Origin of the sequence: Enterobacter sp. MGH 37 (genome assembly GCF_000534515.1) — a bacterium.
GTDB classification, from domain to species: domain Bacteria; phylum Pseudomonadota; class Gammaproteobacteria; order Enterobacterales; family Enterobacteriaceae; genus Enterobacter; species Enterobacter kobei.
In genome coordinates this window covers 824,052-841,451 of the sequence record NZ_KI973206.1, presented here as the reverse complement: position 1 = coordinate 841,451, position 17,400 = coordinate 824,052, and the positions used below count along the sequence as shown (strand labels likewise).

At 55.7% G+C, this 17,400-nt stretch carries 16 protein-coding genes; 10 read left to right on the top strand and 6 right to left on the bottom strand.

Annotation, left to right across the window (positions count from 1 at the left end):
* Positions 1-88 precede the first annotated feature (88 nt).
* The 5 genes from pckA to L383_RS07130 form a co-directional block, all read right to left on the bottom strand.
* Entirely contained in the window at positions 89-1,708 is a 1,620-nt protein-coding gene (gene pckA / locus L383_RS07110; RefSeq protein ID WP_023331490.1) for a phosphoenolpyruvate carboxykinase (ATP), read from the bottom strand.
* A 361-nt stretch (positions 1,709-2,069) separates the two neighbouring features.
* Entirely contained in the window at positions 2,070-2,954 is an 885-nt protein-coding gene (hslO, locus tag L383_RS07115; protein WP_162184515.1) for an Hsp33 family molecular chaperone HslO, read from the bottom strand.
* A gap of 18 nt (positions 2,955-2,972) precedes the next feature.
* Complete coding sequence (gene hslR, locus L383_RS07120; RefSeq protein ID WP_023331488.1) at positions 2,973-3,374, bottom strand: ribosome-associated heat shock protein Hsp15; 402 nt, start codon at positions 3,372-3,374, stop codon at positions 2,973-2,975.
* A complete protein-coding gene (gene yrfG / locus L383_RS07125; protein ID WP_023331487.1) occupies positions 3,371-4,054 on the bottom strand; it encodes a GMP/IMP nucleotidase in 684 nt (227 codons plus the stop codon). Before yrfG ends, hslR begins: the two co-directional genes overlap by 4 nt.
* A gap of 67 nt (positions 4,055-4,121) precedes the next feature.
* Positions 4,122-6,257 carry an intracellular growth attenuator family protein gene (locus L383_RS07130; RefSeq protein ID WP_023331486.1) on the bottom strand — a complete coding sequence of 712 codons (2,136 nt, stop codon included), beginning with the start codon at positions 6,255-6,257 and terminating at the stop codon, positions 4,122-4,124.
* A 325-nt stretch (positions 6,258-6,582) separates the two neighbouring features.
* Between L383_RS07130 and nudE the strand changes: the two genes are divergently transcribed.
* Positions 6,583-7,143, top strand: coding sequence for an ADP compounds hydrolase NudE (gene nudE, locus L383_RS07135; protein WP_008503041.1), 561 nt, complete (start codon positions 6,583-6,585; stop codon positions 7,141-7,143).
* 80 nt (positions 7,144-7,223) lie between these two features.
* On the opposite strand, the gene mrcA is transcribed toward nudE, so the two are convergent.
* Positions 7,224-9,776, bottom strand: a complete 2,553-nt coding sequence (gene mrcA, locus L383_RS07140) for a peptidoglycan glycosyltransferase/peptidoglycan DD-transpeptidase MrcA (RefSeq protein WP_014885532.1) — start codon at positions 9,774-9,776, stop codon at positions 7,224-7,226.
* Positions 9,777-9,896: 120 nt separating this feature from the next.
* On the opposite strand from mrcA, the gene L383_RS07145 reads away from it, so the two are divergent.
* The 9 genes from L383_RS07145 to dam all read left to right on the top strand — a co-directional run bounded on the left by L383_RS07145 (position 9,897) and on the right by dam (position 17,388).
* The gene (locus L383_RS07145; protein ID WP_023331485.1) at positions 9,897-10,673 is read left to right on the top strand and encodes a type IV pilus biogenesis protein PilM; all 777 of its coding nucleotides are present in this window, start codon (positions 9,897-9,899) and stop codon (positions 10,671-10,673) included.
* A complete protein-coding gene (locus L383_RS07150) occupies positions 10,670-11,164 on the top strand; it encodes a PilN domain-containing protein (protein WP_023331484.1) in 495 nt (164 codons plus the stop codon). Before L383_RS07145 ends, L383_RS07150 begins: the two co-directional genes overlap by 4 nt.
* 3 nt (positions 11,165-11,167) lie before the next feature.
* Entirely contained in the window at positions 11,168-11,623 is a 456-nt protein-coding gene (locus L383_RS25975) for a HofO family protein (RefSeq protein WP_023331483.1), read from the top strand.
* Positions 11,613-12,017: a HofP DNA utilization family protein gene (locus L383_RS0124210; protein ID WP_032629558.1), complete on the top strand. Its 405-nt coding sequence runs from the start codon at positions 11,613-11,615 to the stop codon at positions 12,015-12,017. The genes L383_RS25975 and L383_RS0124210 overlap by 11 nt, the downstream gene beginning before the upstream one ends.
* Entirely contained in the window at positions 11,929-13,167 is a 1,239-nt protein-coding gene (gene hofQ / locus L383_RS07160; protein ID WP_023331482.1) for a DNA uptake porin HofQ, read from the top strand. Before L383_RS0124210 ends, hofQ begins: the two co-directional genes overlap by 89 nt.
* A 286-nt stretch (positions 13,168-13,453) precedes the next feature.
* Complete coding sequence (aroK, locus tag L383_RS07165) at positions 13,454-13,975, top strand: shikimate kinase AroK (RefSeq protein WP_003861630.1); 522 nt, start codon at positions 13,454-13,456, stop codon at positions 13,973-13,975.
* 56 nt (positions 13,976-14,031) lie between these two features.
* Positions 14,032-15,120, top strand: a complete 1,089-nt coding sequence (gene aroB, locus L383_RS07170; RefSeq protein WP_023331481.1) for a 3-dehydroquinate synthase — start codon at positions 14,032-14,034, stop codon at positions 15,118-15,120.
* Positions 15,121-15,212: 92 nt separating this feature from the next.
* Entirely contained in the window at positions 15,213-16,508 is a 1,296-nt protein-coding gene (gene damX / locus L383_RS07175; protein ID WP_014885525.1) for a cell division protein DamX, read from the top strand.
* A 67-nt stretch (positions 16,509-16,575) separates the two neighbouring features.
* Complete coding sequence (gene dam, locus L383_RS07180) at positions 16,576-17,388, top strand: adenine-specific DNA-methyltransferase (RefSeq protein WP_014885524.1); 813 nt, start codon at positions 16,576-16,578, stop codon at positions 17,386-17,388.
* Positions 17,389-17,400 lie beyond the last annotated feature (12 nt).

Genomic DNA, 17,400 nt, shown 5'->3' with positions numbered 1-17,400 from the left:
CGGCCTGATGCCCTCACCCCGGCCCTCTCCCACTGGGAGAGGGGGAAAACATTAAAAAAGGCAACTTTCGTTGCCTTTTTGCTTTTACCTACAGCTTCGGTCCCGCACTCACCAGCGCTTCGCCCGCTGGTGTATCGGTATATTTCTCGAAGTTCTCAATAAACAGCTTCGCCAGCGATTCTGCCTTCTCGCGCCACTGTTCCGGCGATCCGTACGTATTGCGCGGGTCGAGGATATGCGTATCCACACCCGGCAGCGACGTTGGAATGGCCAGGTCAAACATCGGCAGCGTGAAGGTTTCGGCGTTATCGAGAGAACCATCCAGAATGGCGTCGATAATGGCGCGAGTATCCTTGATAGAGATACGTTTGCCAGTCCCGTTCCAGCCGGTGTTCACCAGGTAGGCCTGCGCGCCAGACGCCTGCATGCGTTTCACCAGCACTTCAGCGTACTGCGTCGGGTGCAGCGACAGGAATGCTGCGCCGAAGCAGGCGGAGAAGGTTGGGGTTGGCTCCGTCACGCCGCGCTCGGTACCCGCCAGTTTGGCCGTAAAGCCAGAAAGGAAGTGGTACTGCGTCTGGCTGGCGGTCAGGCGAGATACCGGAGGCAGCACGCCAAAGGCATCCGCCGTCAGGAAAATCACCTTCGTAGCATGACCCGCTTTTGACACCGGCTTCACGATGTTGTCGATGTGGTAGATCGGGTATGACACGCGCGTGTTTTCGGTTTTCGAGGCGTCGTCAAAGTCGATAGAGCCGTCGGCACGTACGGTGACGTTTTCCAGCAGCGCATCGCGACGGATTGCGTGGAAGATATCCGGCTCAGCCTCTTCAGACAGGCGAATGGTCTTCGCGTAGCAGCCGCCTTCAAAGTTAAACACGCCGTCATCGTCCCAGCCGTGTTCGTCATCGCCAATCAGACGACGTTTCGGGTCGGTGGAGAGGGTGGTTTTCCCTGTGCCGGAAAGGCCGAAGAACACCGCCACATCGCCTTTCTCGCCGACGTTCGCCGAGCAGTGCATGGACGCGATGCCGCGCAGTGGCAGCAGGTAGTTCATGACCGAGAACATCCCTTTCTTCATCTCGCCGCCGTACCAGGTACCGCCGATCAGCTGGATACGCTCGGTCAGGTTGAAGGCGACAAAGTTTTCGGAGTTCAGGCCCTGCTCTTTCCACTGCGGGTTAGTGCATTTCGCACCGTTCATTACGATGAAGTCAGGCGTGAAGTCCTGCAGCTCTTCGTCGGTTGGACGAATAAACATGTTCTTCACGAAATGCGCCTGCCAGGCTACTTCGGTAATGAAACGTACGGAGAGACGGGTGTCGGCATTAGCGCCGCAGAAAGCGTCTACGATAAACAGACGCTTGCCAGAAAGTTGATGGGTGACGAGCCCTTTCAGATGCTGCCAGGTTTCCGGGGAGAGCGGTTTGTTGTCGTTCTTCCCTTTGCCTTTGTCAGCCCACCACAGCGTATCGCGGGTGGTTTCGTCTCGGACGATATACTTATCTTTCGGCGAACGACCGGTAAAAATACCGGTATCGACGGCGATAGCACCAAGATTCGTCAACACACCGCGCTCGTATCCTTCCAGTGCTGGATTGAGCTCTTCCTGATACAGCGTATCGTAGTCGGGGTTGTAGACGACTTCCTGGACGTCGTGAATACCATAAGCCTTGAGATCTTGCGGGGTTAAACCAGTAACACGCATATCACTGCTCCTTAGCCAATATGTACTGCCTGAAATTGTAGGGTTTTTCTGGGGTTGTTAACCGCGACGGGGCTCATAGATTTACGCATCTGGACAAAACCCTTACTAACGGAAAACGCTGCGACTCCAGTCACAGTGCAGGCGGATTATCGCAGGAATCGCTTTTTGGTTGGGGAAAATGTTCCGAAAAGGTTAATGGCTGGTGATTTTATCGGAGAGAATGTGAATGTAATCGCATACACGTAAGAAAATTACGTAAGAGTTACATACGGAAAACGATTCAGCTTAAGCGAGGTTTTTTGCCCTCACCCAGTTCCCTCTCCCACAGGGAGAGAGAACTGGATGGGGAGAGGGAAGGGTATTAGTGAACCTGCGGATCCGCCGGGGAGGCGTTGTTGCGGATCTCAGCGATATCCATTGAATTGAACACATAGTGCGTACCGCAGTAGTCACAGTGCATATCAATTTCGCCGTCTTCCGCCATGATGCTGTCGATCTCTTCATCTGGCAGGGTTTTCAGCGCACCCGCGCAGCGTTCGCGAGAACAGGTGCATTTGAACTCCACCGCCTGCGGGTCGTAAACGGTCACTTCTTCTTCGTGGTACAGACGCCACAGCACGTCAGTCGCCGACAGGTTAAACAGCTCTTCGGCTTTGACGGTTTCGGTCAGCGTCGCCAGGTGCTCGAAGTCATTGGTCTGTGCGTCCTGGGCTGGCAGAACTTGCAGCAGCATACCGCCCGCAGCAGGCTGACCATCCACTTCACCGGTGCGGATGAACAGACGCGTCGGCAGCTGTTCAGAACGCATGAAGTAATCTTCCAGGCAGGCTGCCAGGGTATCCCCTTCGAGGCCGACCACGCCCTGATAGCGTTCACCTTCCTCAGGGGAGATGGTGATCACCAGGTAGCCATTCCCCACCAGCGTTTTGAGGTCTGCATTTTCAGGCACATCGCCCTGAACGCGTGCGACGCCGCGCATCTGCTGCTGGTTATTGCCGTTGATCACTGCCAGCGTCATTGGGCCGTCACCCTGCAACTGCACGGTAATATCACCGGCAAATTTCAGCGTCGCGGTCAGCAGGCTGGTGGCAACCAGCAGTTCGCCCAACAGGGTCTTCACCGGCAGCGGGTAATTGTGGTTTTCCAGAATCTGTTTCCAGGTTTCGGATACGGTGACCAGTTCGCCGCGCACGGCGAATTGTTCAAACAGATAGCGGTGTAATTGGTCGTGTTGGGCCATTTTCATCTCTCGTGCGGGTGAGGGTTACTCTGTCTCACCGTGTTTAAATTTCATCAGATCGCGGCGCTCTTTTTTATCCGGTCGCCGGTCCGGGTGGGGCATGGTCAGCGCATTCATTTTGCGCGCCAGCGCGGTCTTCTCGCGTTTCTCAACGCTTTCCGCCGTCTCTTCATAAAGCAGTGCGGCTTCCGATGCGGGCCGACGTTGTTCGGTAATGGCTTTAATCACCACCGTTTTTTCATCGTTGCCCTGGCGTAGCGTTAAGGTGGCATTCATTTCAACCAGCTTGCTCGGCTTGCTGCGCTGGCCGTTGTAATGCACTTTACCGCCGTCAACCATCTCGCGGGCAAGGGCGCGCGTTTTATAAAAACGGGCCGCCCACAGCCATTTATCCAGTCTTACCCCGTCAGAGGGTTTTTCTTTCATGGCGTCTCCTTCACGGTCAGTGAGGGGATCATCTGGCGGTAGTCGTTCAGTCCAGGATGTCGCAGATAGCGTTTTTCAGCCAGGCCAGAGTCAGGATTGGTGACGCCCAGACAATAGCGAATGCCAAACGTTGCCGCGGAATCCAGAATGGGCTCGCTGTCGTCAATGAACAGCGTGCGTTCCGGCTGCAAGCCGGTTTCTTCCTTCACCGCATGCCACAACCGCTGATCCTCTTTCGGATAACCAAATGTGTGGGTAGAAAGCAATAAATCAAGGTACGATGCCAGCCCTGTGTGCTCCAGCTTCACGGCCAGATTATGTGGATGCGCGTTGGTCAGCAAAATACGGCGCTTGCCGCTGGCTTTCAGCGCGTCCAGGAACGGAACCGTATCTTCGCGCAGTACCGCGCGCGGGCCCTGGGCGGTGGTCATGGCACAAATATCCAAACCGAGGCGCTCGCTCCAGTAGTCAAGACAGTACCAGTTTAGCGTATGTTGCACCGCGCTATATTGCGAACGAATGAATGCCTGTGCTTCTGCCGGGGAGATACCCTGCTGTTCGCCGTAGGTTTCCGGTACCAGCTTTTGCCAGAAATAGTTATCAAAGGCGAGATCGAGCAGCGTGCCGTCCATATCCAGCAGAACGGTGTCGACCTGCTGCCAGTCGATATCAAGATGCATAAGGGGGAACTCCAGCCAGAAGAAACGTGCGCGACAGGGTAGCACATCTTGTCGCGCAACGAGGTTATCAGATCAGGCTCTCGGAGGAGGGGATCAGCTTGGGATTAAGGCAATTTTCATAATATTGCTGGATCTCAGCAAGACGGGTGCGCGAGCGTTGATAGCGGCGCAGCGCCATAATACCGTTCCAGACAATGGCGATAAGCATGGCGATCATCAGCAGAGAGGTGCCAATGTATCGCCACAATCCTGCGCTGTCCGGCATCCGGTGCAGGCCGATATGACGGGTGCCGTTGGCATCGGTATAAATACTGGTGACAATCCCTTCGGCGCTGAAGGGGGTTTGCATCAGCATCTGCGCCAGACGCTGGAACTGATCCCACTGCTCCTGTGCCGGATAATCATAAAGCGCCACCTGCGGGTAAGGCTGATCGACCAGGTCGCTGCCCTCATCGCTGACAATCACAAAGCCGCCCGGTGCCGGGCTGTTGAGCGCCTGCGCCGCACGGGTGGTTTCGCGCATCATAAACGGCGATGTCGACGTGGCGACCAGGTTATCCAGCGATTCGGCGCTTACCGGGCGCAGCAGGACATTGACGCCGTCCAGTCGTCCCGCTTCGGCGCGTTTGACCAGTGAGTCCCAGTCTTTGCTGTTCCCCAGGTTAACCAGCGCGTTTTTGAGGCGTATGCACTCATCCTGCGAGGAACATAAATCCTGGGTTTTGAGAACGATATCGCCAAAGTCATCCAAGAGAACCATGCCTGACTTCTGTATGGCAGAACGCAGCGCAGGGCTGACGCGTGAATCGTCATCCGCTTTCGGGTGCAGCTGGCGGTTAACCGTCTGGGTCAGCGCCGTGGCTTTATTCACAACTTCGGATTCCGGTAATGGCAGCGGCGGCGCATCGTTCCAGATAATTTGCGAGCAGTCGAACGGCATGAAAGGCGAGCTCTGCCGCGTGTTCCATCCGCCCGGGCTGTGGATATTACACATCCCGGTTCCCTTCAGGCGCAGCGTATCGCCCACCCGTACCCCTGCTTCATCCAGCTGATTGACGCTGGTCGCTTCGATGGTCTGCGCGCCTTTAATCCACGACAGGGTGAATTTGATGGGCATATCCAGCGGTACGAAAAGCAGCAGCATGATAAACACCAGCGCGGCGCCGCCAGCAATGACCGTGCTACGGAGCCAGTGCTGAAGCGGGAAATTTTTCACTTCATCATGCAGAGACAGGAAGCGTCCCTGACGCACAACGTGGCGGTCAAGGTAGATATCAATATCGGTTTTCTGCCCTAAATCCTGCGCGATCCACGGTTGCCAGTGGCGCGGATAGATAAGGTCGATAATACCGAGCGAAATATTGTTGAGATGCTCCTGATCGTTTTCACCGAACAGACCCCAGCGCTTTGGTGTGCCGCGCAGGCAGTGGATCTCCCGCAACGAGGTTTTGGCCGGCGGTGCAAAAAGCCCCCACAGTCCGGCAGCCAGAAGCAGCACAGCGCCCCCCGCCAGCCACGGAACAAAGACGTCCGGCGTCAGCAGGCAGACAAAAAAGAGCAGGAAAGCGGCAACGATCAGAATGGCTTCACGGATGCCGTCCGGACGGCTGAGCGCGTATTCTTCATGCGTTTCCTGACGAATGTTCAGCAGTTCGATCTGCTCGGTCTCTTCGCCACGAATGGAGGCCTGTGTTGAACTCGCGCGTTCCAGCGCAAAACGCGGAGCTTCGTGAAGATATTCACTCAGGGTATGACCGTTAAGCGAGATAACCAGCGGCAGCGAATCGGTATGAATCAGCTCAACGCTGTTTTCGTCGTTAATGTACTGTTCCCAGGAGGGGGGCAGATGTACCTCGACGGAATCAAGATAGTAGCGCCACTTGTTGGGGTCGTCCGTTGTGATACCGTAGCGAGTAATGGAACGCGTCACGCAGAGCACGGTATCGCTCTGCGCGTTAAGTTTCAGTGCGACAGGCGCAGCTGTGGCTCCCGTCGGCCCAGGCGATAACTGGGTACGGTTCAGCGTTTCGAGATAGTTTTCAACTGCATCGCGCTCATCTTGCGCGAGTTTACGGGTGGTCGCGCCCGCGAAGGCATTTAAAAAAGGCAGCCGGTAACGGCGCTGTGCGCGTCGCCAGTACAGCCACCCTGCAATCAATGCGCTGGCCAGCATAGCAGCGAGAACAATCAAAATGGTGCTCATGCTTTCCCCATCTTACTAATCTTCTTACAGGTGTAATCAGTAGCACCTTTACATTGAATGAGAGTCTGTGGCTGGCTATCGGCAAGTATGGAGTCGAACTTGAGCATTCTGAAGCGCATCCCAGTGACCGGTGATGATAGCAAAGCCTCTTATGGCGCGATATCAGCAAATTCCTGGAAACATTTCAACCTCTTGACATTTGTTTTGAATTGAGGATTGATCCCAGCTACGTTGCATAAATGTAAATAAAGAGCGATTGACATTGCCGAAACCGTGCGGCATATCGCACAATAAAGCCAGTTCACACTGTTAAGACCCCATCAAGATGAGCAAACCACTACAAAAACCCACCATTCTGAATGTTGAAACTGTCGCCAAATCGCGCCTGTTTAATGTTGAAAGTGTGGACCTGGAGTTCAGCAACGGTGTGCGTCGTGTTTATGAACGTATGCGCCCCTCTTCGCGCGAAGCGGTGATGATTGTCCCTATCGTCGACGATCATCTGATTTTGATCCGCGAATACGCCGTGGGAACAGAATCTTACGAACTTGGGTTCTCCAAAGGACTGATCGACCCGGGCGAAACGGTCTTTGAAGCGGCAAACCGTGAGCTGAAAGAAGAGGTGGGTTTTGGTGCGAATGAGCTGTCGTTCCTGAAAAAACTGAGCATGGCGCCGTCCTATTTTTCCAGCAAAATGAATATTGTGGTGGCTGAAGATCTCTACCCTGAATCGCTGGAGGGAGATGAGCCGGAACCGCTGCCGCAGGTGCGCTGGCCGCTGGCGCATCTGATGGATCTGCTGGAAGACCCAGACTTTAACGAGGCCCGCAACGTGAGCGCGTTGTTCCTGGTTCGGGAATGGTTGAAGGGGCAGGGGCGGTTGTAGGTCATAAAAAAAGCCGGGTGGCGGCTTCGCCTTACCCGGCCTGGGATTCTTTGCCCGGTTTTTACCGGGCATTTTTATGCTTAGAACAGCTCGTGCGTTTCGCCGTTATCAATAATCTCTGTACCCACCTCATGCACCGCCTGCGTGGTTGGCTGCGTGCCTTCGATGAAATACTCGGCGCGGCTATTACCGCCATTAGCGAGCTGTCCGGTGCTACGGTCGATATTGACCGTGACCACACCCGGCGGTGGCGTTAATGGCTGCTCTGGTACGCCTTCAAGAACGGATTTCATGTACGCATCCCACGCCGGTTGTGCGCTTTTCGCGCCGCCTTCGTAGCCGGAAATCTGATCTTTAATCGCGCCGGATGCCGTGGTACGACCTAAGTCACGGCGATGATCGTCGAAACCGATCCACACCGAGGTCACTACGCCCGGACCGTAGCCGGAGAACCATGCATCTTTCGAGCTGTTAGTGGTACCCGTTTTACCGCCGATATCATGGCGCTGTAAATCGCGTCCCGCACGCCAGCCGGTACCCTGCCAGCCTGGTTCACCGAAGATGTTGGTGTTCAGCGCGCTCTTGATCAGGAATGACAGAGGCGTGTTGATCACATGCGGGGCATACTCCTGCGCGCCGGTCTGTGCAACCAGCGACTGGTTAGCCTGCTCCAGCTGTGGCTGCGGTACAACGATATTCGGCTGCTCCTGAGACACGGCAGGGTCTTCCATGTCCTTGTTTTCAAGCACCTCGGATTTCGGTGTATTGCCGTAAATGACCGGGATATCACACTCAGGGCAGGCAATTTTCGGTTTTGCCTCAAACAGCACGCCGCCCTGATCGTTCTCGATTTTACTGATGAAGAACGGGTCAACCAGGAAGCCACCGTTGGCCATCACCGAGTATCCACGTGCGACCTGAAGCGGCGTAAAGGAAGCGGAGCCTAACGCCAGCGACTCGGTGCGAACGATGTTCTGCGCCGGGAAGCCGAAACGCTGCAGATACTCTGCCGCATAGTCAACGCCCATTGCGCGCATGGCACGTACCATCACCACGTTTTTCGACTGTCCCAGACCCTGACGAAGACGAATAGGGCCGGCATATTCCGCAGGCGAGTTTTTCGGCTGCCAGTCGGAACCGGCACCAGCGTCCCAGCGGGAGATAGGCACGTCGTTAAGGATGCTGGCAAGGGTTAAGCCCTTATCCATCGCCGCGGTGTAGAGGAACGGCTTGATGTTGGAGCCAACCTGACGCAGTGCCTGAGTCGCGCGGTTGAACTTGCTCTGGTTGAAATCGAACCCGCCAACCAGCGCCATGACCGCACCATTCTGTGGGTTGATCGAGACCAGGGCCGAGTTGACGTCAGGGACCTGCGCCAGCCACCAGGCATCGCCCACCTTACGCACCCAGATTTGCTGTCCGGTCTGTACCACATCGGTGACTTTACGCGGGGTTGGCCCTTGCAGAGTGTCCGAACGGTAAGGTCGTGCCCAACGCATCCCGTCCATACGCAGGGAGACGGAAGTGCCATCCGCCAGGGTCGCAACGGCTTCCTGAGGATTGGCCTGCGTCACGACAGCAGGGAGGAGCGGGCCATAGGTTGGCAGCGCCCTCAGCGTGCTGGTGATTTTTTTGCTGTCCCACGCGCTTTCACCCACTTTCCAGAGCACGTTTGACGGGCCGCGATAGCCGTGACGCATGTCGTAGTCCATCACGTTGTTGCGCACCGCCTCCTGAGCCGCCTGCTGCACTTTGCGAGTGACGGTGGTGTACACGCGATAGCCATCTTCATAGGCCTTGTCGCCATAACGGCTCACCATCTCCTGGCGCACCATTTCGGTCAGGTAAGGCGCAGAGAAGGCGATCTCAGGGGCGTGGTAGTTGGCGTCAATGACATCGTTGCGCGCCTGGTCGTACTCGCTCTGGCTGATATAGCCTTCGCTCAGCATACGTGACAGGACGACGTTACGACGCGAGGTGGCGCGATCGAGCGAATAGAGCGGGTTAAACGTAGAAGGCGCTTTAGGCAGACCGGCGATGGTGGCCATTTCGCTTAAGGTGAGTTGATCCACCGGTTTACCGAAATACACCTGTGCCGCAGCCCCCACGCCATAAGCACGGTAGCCCAGGTAGATTTTATTGAGGTACAGCTCAAGGATTTCGTCCTTGCTCAGCAACTGCTCAATACGGATCGCCAGGAACACCTCTTTGATCTTACGTATCAGCGTTTTTTCAGGGCTGAGGAAGAAGTTACGCGCCAGCTGCTGCGTAATGGTACTTGCCCCCTGGGAGGCATGACCAGAGAACAACGCAATGCTCGCGGCGCGGAAAATCCCCACCGGATCGACACCGTGGTGCTCGTAAAAACGGCTGTCCTCGGTGGCGATAAAGGCTTTCACCATCACGGGCGGAATTTGGTTTAAGGTCAGCGGGATACGACGCTTCTCGCCATACTGCGCCATCAATTCGCCATCGGCGCTATAGACTTGCATCGGGATCTGGAGCCGCACATCGCGAAGCGTGGCGACATCAGGTAGCTGTGGCTCAATATATTTGTACAAACCGTAAATCGAGCCTGCTCCCAGCAGAATGCAACAGACTGCAAGGATGAATAAATACTTTACGAACTTCACCGGAGATTTCCCATTTGGTTTCACTTGGGCAGTTTCTAAACAATCGCGCGGTAGTATAAAGGCAAGCCTGATTCATTGATATAGCCGTCACGGCGACGGGCGATAAGGAGATCGTGAAGTATGGCTTTCAAAACATGGCAAACGGGCGTTCATATTCAACAGGATAGGGTGCTGATTGCGGCGCTGGCCCGGGAGAGAGGCGGCTGGTGTTTACGCCGCTGGTGGGCATTCACTCTTGCTGAAGGCACGATTCGTGACGGCAAAATTTGCCAGCCGGAACAGCTGGTTGATGCGTTGCGCGACTGGCGAAAGACGCTGCCGCATTATCACCGGGTCTATCTCTCATTCCCAGCCGCGCGCACTCTGCAAAGGTCGCTTCCCCGCCCGGCGGTTGCGCTGCGCGACAGCGAACAGCTCTCATGGCTGGGCGCGTCGCTCTCGCGCGAACTGGAGATGTCCGCAGATACCCTCTGTTTCGATTACACCCAGGATACGTTCAGCAATACGTATCACGTCACTGCCGCACAAAACAAGGAGGTTGAAACGCTGCTGGCGCTGGCGAAAACACTGCATTTGCGGCTGGCGACCATCACCCCGGATGCCAGCGCGCTGGGGAACCTGCTCCCTGCGGTAGCACCGACGCCGTGCGTCGCCTGGCGGGATCAGCATCAATGGCTGTGGGCCATGCGCCACCAGTGGGGACGTCGATACACCACGGAAGCAGAAAACGTCACTGAGCTGGCGGCGCTGCTGGCCCTCAACCCGAACGACATCGCGCTGTTTGATACCCAACGGACGCCATGGGAAACCCTGCAACGCTGCCATGCTCCTCTCCCCGAATGCGGAGCTGACTTTACCGTCGCGCTGGCACTGGCTATGAGTGAGGAGCCTGAATGAACGTCACCAATTTCCTGCCCTGGCGTCAGCAGCGTCGCGCGCGATGCCTGCGTTTCTGGGGCGGCATGTTTATCAGCACGTCGCTGCTGATCCTCATGATCGTTTTCAGTCTGCGAATGAACCATCAGGTAACGCTGCGCGCGCTGCAAAGTCAGCTTGTGGGAACCCAGTCCGTGCAGCGTGGCCTTATGTCTCGCCAGAAACTGACCACCGTGACGCAGAAGCCTGCGGGCACGCTGCAACGACACGCATGGCAACCGGTGCTGGAATCACTTTCCCGCGCCATGCCCCCACAGGTCTGGCTGACAGAGCTGCGTTATCAGCCTCCCGCGCTGATGATGATCGGGTATGCCTCCACCCTTCCGGCTCTCTCTGCGCTGCGCAACGGGGTGAGACAACTCGCCGGCTTTACGCCCGGGCCTGAAGGGGAGCTTCGGCAGGATAGCCAGGGGCGCTGGATGTTCACTCTGCACCTGAAAAGCGAGGGGTAGCGCGTGGAGACTCTGTTAGAACGCTGGTGTGATAGCCGCCCCTGGTGTCGGCTGATCTGCATGTGTCTGGGGATTTTCCTTGTGGGACTGGCAGCATGGAGCACGGTGCTTCGGCCAGTTGAGAGGGAGTGTACAGAGCGACAGCAGCAGCTGGTCCAGGAGGTGCGGACTAACGCGTCGCTGTGGCCTTCCGCCAGTAAGACAGCGCTTCGTCCAGAAACCCAGACGGCACGGGAGATGATGCCATTTTCGCCGCTCGATTTTCAGGGTGAAGGAACAACGCTCCTGCACTGGAAGCCGTTGCAGAACGGCGGCGAACTGGCGCTGGAATCGGCGTGGCAGGCGATCCCCGCACTCTTTTCCCGGCTGGCACAGCGGGATGTGCAGGTCGCTGCTTTTACGATTTCGCCCCAAAGTACGGTGTTACGCCTGCGGCTGGAGCTGGAACATGCGAAATAGCGCGAAGTGCCTGCTGGTTTGTTCCGTGCTGTTATTGACCGGCATCCGCGATCCGTTTCGTCCGCCGGATGACCCTTGCGCTACGGGCGAGCTGGCGCAGTGGCACTACCGCGGAATGGTAGCAGGACAGCAGCGACTGGCTATTTTACAGGACGGGCAACAGCGCTGGCATCGTATGAAAATGCACGATCGTTTTCCGGCGGGCTGGCAGATAACCGCCATCAATGAAACGGAACTGGTCATTGCCGTGGGGGAGACATGTGAACCCGGGCAATGGACGTGGCAACGAGAAGGAAAGGATACAAATGACGTTAAGGATAGTGCTGTTGCTGCTGGCGTTCAGCCACCCGCTGTGGGCCGCCGCGCCAAAGCCGGTCACGCTGGTGGTGGATGATGTTCCTGTGGCCCAGGTGCTCCAGGCACTGGTTACGCAGGAGAACCGTAATCTGGTGATATCGCCCGATGTCAGCGGCACGCTCTCGCTTAATCTGACGGGCGTCCCCTGGTGGCAAGCATTGCAGACGGTCGTTGCCAGCGCCGGGCTCGTTTTGCACGAGGAGCGCAGCATTTTTTATGTTCATACCCCGGCATGGCTGCGCGATCGGCGGGAACGTTTAGAGCAGGAGCGGGCGCGTCGACAGCTTGATGCACCGCTGGTCTCGCAAAGCCTCCCTTTTTCATATGCGGATGCCGGGGAACTGCAAAAAGCCGCGGAAAAGCTTCTGAGTCCAAAGGGGAGTGTATCGGTCGACAAACGTACCAACCGCCTGCTGGTCAGAGATAACGCGGCCGCGCTGGAAGCGCTGCAACAGTGGGCGTTGCAGATGGATATTCCCGTCGAGCAGGTTGAGCTGGCGGCGCACATTGTCACCATTAATGAAAAAAGCCTCCGTGAGCTGGGCGTGAAATGGAATCTCGCTGACGCTACCGAGGCGGGCAGGGTTGGACAGATTACGACCCTTGGCAGCGATCTGTCCGTGGCCAGCGCAACCAGCCATGTGGGGTTTAACATCGGGCGGATTAACGGCAGGCTGCTGGATCTGGAGTTATCTGCGCTGGAACAAAAACAGCAGGTCGATATCATCGCCAGCCCCCGGCTGCTGGCCTCGCATATGCAACCGGCAAGCATCAAGCAGGGCAGTGAGATCCCGTATCAGGTCTCAAGCGGCGAAAGCGGCGCGACCTCGGTGGAGTTTAAAGAGGCAGTACTCGGAATGGAGGTCACGCCGGTGGTATTGCCCGGTGGACGCGTGCGACTGAAATTACACATCAGTGAAAACATGCCGGGACAGGTGTTGCAGCAGGCTGACGGTGAAACGCTGGCCATCGACAAGCAGGAGATAGAAACCCAGGTGGAGGTTAAAAGCGGAGAAACGCTGGCGCTGGGCGGGATTTTCTCGCAAAAGAATAAAACCGGCAGTGACGGCGTACCCGGGCTTAGCCGCATCCCCTGGCTGGGACAACTTTTTCGCCATGATGGAAAAGACAATGAACGGCGTGAGTTAGTGGTGTTTATTACACCACGTCTGGTGGCTATTCACTGACGGGTAACGATCCCCGCAATGATTTTGCATTCAGTTTGTTGCAGATGTTTGACGTGGGGCATGAATTAGCATACAAGGAGTACCGATTTGAGTTGGACTTACGTCTTATTACCTTATGCGACCGGCGTGGTGATTTAATCAGTTGCCAAACAAGCCGGAGTATTGAGATAATTTTTAGTCTGACTCTCGCTCTATTGCATATGAGGTTTCAGTTCATGTCCTGCTACGCCGGGTGTCTGCGAAGCGGGGATTACCATTAACGAATAGTCTTAGTAGTACCGATAAAATGGCAGAGAAACGCAATATCTTTCTGGTTGGGCCTATGGGTGCCGGCAAAAGCACTATTGGGCGTCAGTTAGCTCAACAACTCAATATGGAATTTTACGATTCTGATCAAGAGATTGAGAAACGAACCGGAGCTGATGTGGGCTGGGTTTTCGATGTAGAAGGCGAAGAAGGTTTCCGTGACCGAGAAGAAAAAGTGATCAACGAACTCACGGAAAAACAGGGCATCGTACTGGCAACAGGCGGCGGCTCTGTGAAATCTCGCGAAACCCGCAACCGTCTCTCCGCCCGTGGCGTAGTGGTCTATCTTGAGACGACCATTGAGAAACAGCTGGCACGTACGCAGCGCGATAAAAAGCGCCCGTTGCTGCAGGTTGAAACGCCACCTCGCGAAGTTCTGGAAGCGTTGGCCGATGAACGCAATCCGCTGTACGAAGAGATTGCCGATGTGACCATTCGCACTGACGATCAGAGCGCTAAAGTGGTTGCAAACCAGATTATTCATATGCTGGAAAGCAACTGATTCTGGCTTTATATACACTCGCCTGCGGGTAAAGCATTAAAGGTGGATGTCGCGTCATGGAGAGGATTACAGTTACTCTCGGGGAACGTAGTTACCCTATCACCATCGCGGCTGGTTTGTTTAACGACCCAGCTTCCTTTTTACCACTAAAAGCGGGTGATCAGGCGATGCTGGTCACCAATGAGACGCTGGCTCCGCTTTATCTCGACCGCGTACGCCACCTGCTTGAGCAGGCAGGCGTTAAAGTCGACAGTGTGATTCTGCCCGATGGCGAGCAGTATAAAAGCCTGACGGTACTGGATACCGTCTTTACCGCATTGCTGCAAAAACCGCATGGTCGCGATACAACACTGCTTGCCCTGGGCGGCGGTGTTGTGGGCGATCTGACCGGCTTCGCGGCCGCAAGTTATCAACGTGGCGTTCGTTTTATTCAAATCCCGACCACGTTGCTGTCACAGGTCGACTCCTCTGTCGGCGGCAAAACCGCAGTCAACCATCCGCTCGGCAAAAACATGATTGGCGCGTTCTACCAACCCGCATCGGTCGTGGTGGATCTCGACTGTCTGAAAACCCTGCCGACGCGCGAGCTGGCTTCGGGTCTGGCTGAAGTGATCAAATACGGCATTATTCTGGATGGCGAGTTCTTTAACTGGCTGGAAGAGAATATGGATGCGTTGTTGCGCCTGGATGAAGCAAAACTGGCATACTGCATTCGTCGTTGTTGTGAACTGAAAGCAGAAGTTGTCGCCGCAGACGAGCGTGAAACCGGCTTACGTGCTTTACTGAATCTTGGGCATACGTTTGGTCACGCCATTGAAGCCGAAATGGGTTACGGCAACTGGTTGCACGGTGAAGCCGTCGCAGCCGGAATGGTCATGGCAGCCCGCACCTCTGAACGTCTGGGTCAGTTTAAACCGGAAGAGACGGCACGTATCATTGCGCTGCTTGAACGTGCAGGTTTGTCGGTAACCGGGCCGCAGGAGATGTCGGCGCAAGCGTATTTACCCCACATGATGCGCGATAAAAAAGTATTGGCAGGTGAGATGCGTCTTGTACTCCCGCTTGCAATAGGGAAGAGTGAAGTGCGCGGCGGAGTGTCGCACGATGTCGTTCTTGGCGCTATCGCTGATTGTCAGCAGGCGTAACAACTAGAAAGGTCAGGCCACTTTTACCGGTGGTCGTTTAGCTTCAGGCGAAATGCAAAGACGTAGGCATAAGCCTTTGAGTGGGGTGTTAAATGGATGAATTCAAACCAGAAGACGAGCTGAAACCCGATCCCAGCGATCGTCGTACTGGTCGTTCTCGTCAATCTTCAGAACGTGATAACGAGCCGCAGATCAACTTTGACGATGTTGAACTGGATGCAGACGATCGTCGCCCTTCGCGTAGCCGCAACGCGCGTGATGAGCGAGAAGAAGAGGATTATGAGTCCGAAGAAGATTCAATGGACGAACAGCCTGTAGAGCGTCGCCCGCGTAAACGTAAAAAAGCCGCTGCGCAGAAACCGGCTTCCCGCCAGTATATTATGATGGGCCTTGGCGTTTTGGTGCTTGTGCTGCTGATTGTTGGCATTGGCTCCGCGCTGAAAGCACCGTCAACGAACTCAACCGAGCAGACGGCTTCTACTGAGAAGAGCATTAATCTTTCCGGTAACGATGCGACGGATCAGGCGAACGGTGCGCAGCCAGCGCCGGGCACCACTTCCGCTGAGCAGACTGCCAGCAACACCACGACGCCGCAGGATGTTTCCCTGCCGCCTGTGTCATCAACCCCAGCTCAGGGCCAGGCTCCCGTTACGCCTGAAGGCCAGCAGCGTGTAGAAGTTCAGGGAGACCTGAACAATGCACTGACGCAGCCACAGAACCAGCAGCAGGTTGATAACGTTGTGGTGAACTCTACGCTGCCAACTGAACCTGCAACCGTTGCGCCGATTCGCGGTGGTAACGCTCAGCCGCAAACTGCGGCGACGGAAACCAAGCCGCGTCAGACGCAAACGGCGACACGTCCTGAACGTAAGCAGGCGGTGATTGAGCCTAAGCGTGAAACCAAACCTCAGGCCGTAGTCAAAGCGCCTGAAGTGAAAGCCGCACCGACACAGCCGAAACACACGGCTACAGCTGCCGTGAACGAGCCGGCCAAAGCGCCAGTCACGCAGACTGCACCGAAAGCGACGGCGACCACAACGGCACCGGCGGCCACCACTGCGCCTGCCGCGACGGCTTCCAGCACGACAGCAGGCAAAACCGCAGGGAACGTCAGCTCGCTGAAATCTGCGCCATCCAGCAACTACACGCTGCAGTTGAGCAGTTCGTCTAACTATGACAACCTCAACGGTTGGGCGAAGAAATCAAATCTGAAAAACTACGTGGTTTATCAGACGACCCGAAACGGTCAACCGTGGTATGTGTTGGTTAGCGGGGTTTATGCATCCAAAGATGAAGCGAAACGTGCCGTGGCGTCGCTGCCTGCAGATGTTCAGGCTAAAAACCCATGGGCGAAGCCGATTCATCAGGTTCAGGCCGATCTGAAGTAATGTTTAAAGCGCAGGATGCTGTCGGAGCTTTCTCCACAGCCGGAGAAGGTGTAATCAGTTAGTCAGCATGAAAAAAAATCGCGCTTTTCTGAAATGGGCAGGGGGGAAATACCCCCTGCTCGATGATATTAAAAAGCACCTGCCAAAAGGCGAGTGTCTTATCGAGCCCTTCGTGGGTGCAGGATCGGTGTTCCTGAACACCGATTTTTCTCGTTATATCCTCGCGGATATCAACAGCGACCTTATCAGCCTCTATAACATCGTCAAACTGCGTACCGATGAGTATGTGGAAGAGGCGCGTAAGCTGTTTACGCCTGAGAACAACAACCCTGACGTCTACTATCGGTTCCGCACGGAGTTTAATCAGAGCCAGGATCCGTTCCGCCGCGCTCTGTTGTTCCTCTATCTCAACCGTCATGGTTACAACGGCCTGTGCCGGTATAATCTGCGTGGTGAATTCAACGTGCCGTTTGGTCGTTATAAGCGCCCGTACTTCCCGCAGGACGAGTTATATCACTTTGCTGCAAAAGCGCAGAATGCAGAGTTCCACTGTCTCTCCTATGAGGAGTGTATGGAACTGGCAGGCGTAAATTCGGTGGTTTACTGTGACCCTCCGTACGCCCCGCTGTCTGCGACGGCGAATTTCACCGCCTACCATACCAACAGCTTCAGCCCGGCCGAACAGGCGCGTCTGGCGGAGATGGCGGAAAAGCTGGTCAGCAAAAGAATTCCGGTGTTAATTTCGAATCACGATACGCCTGATACGCGCGAATGGTATAAAGCCGCGAAGCATTTTCAGGTTAAAGTGCGGCGTAGCATTAGCAGCAACGGCGGCACACGTAAAAAGGTGGACGAACTCCTGGCTCTTTATCGCCCCTGAGCCGTTTTGCCC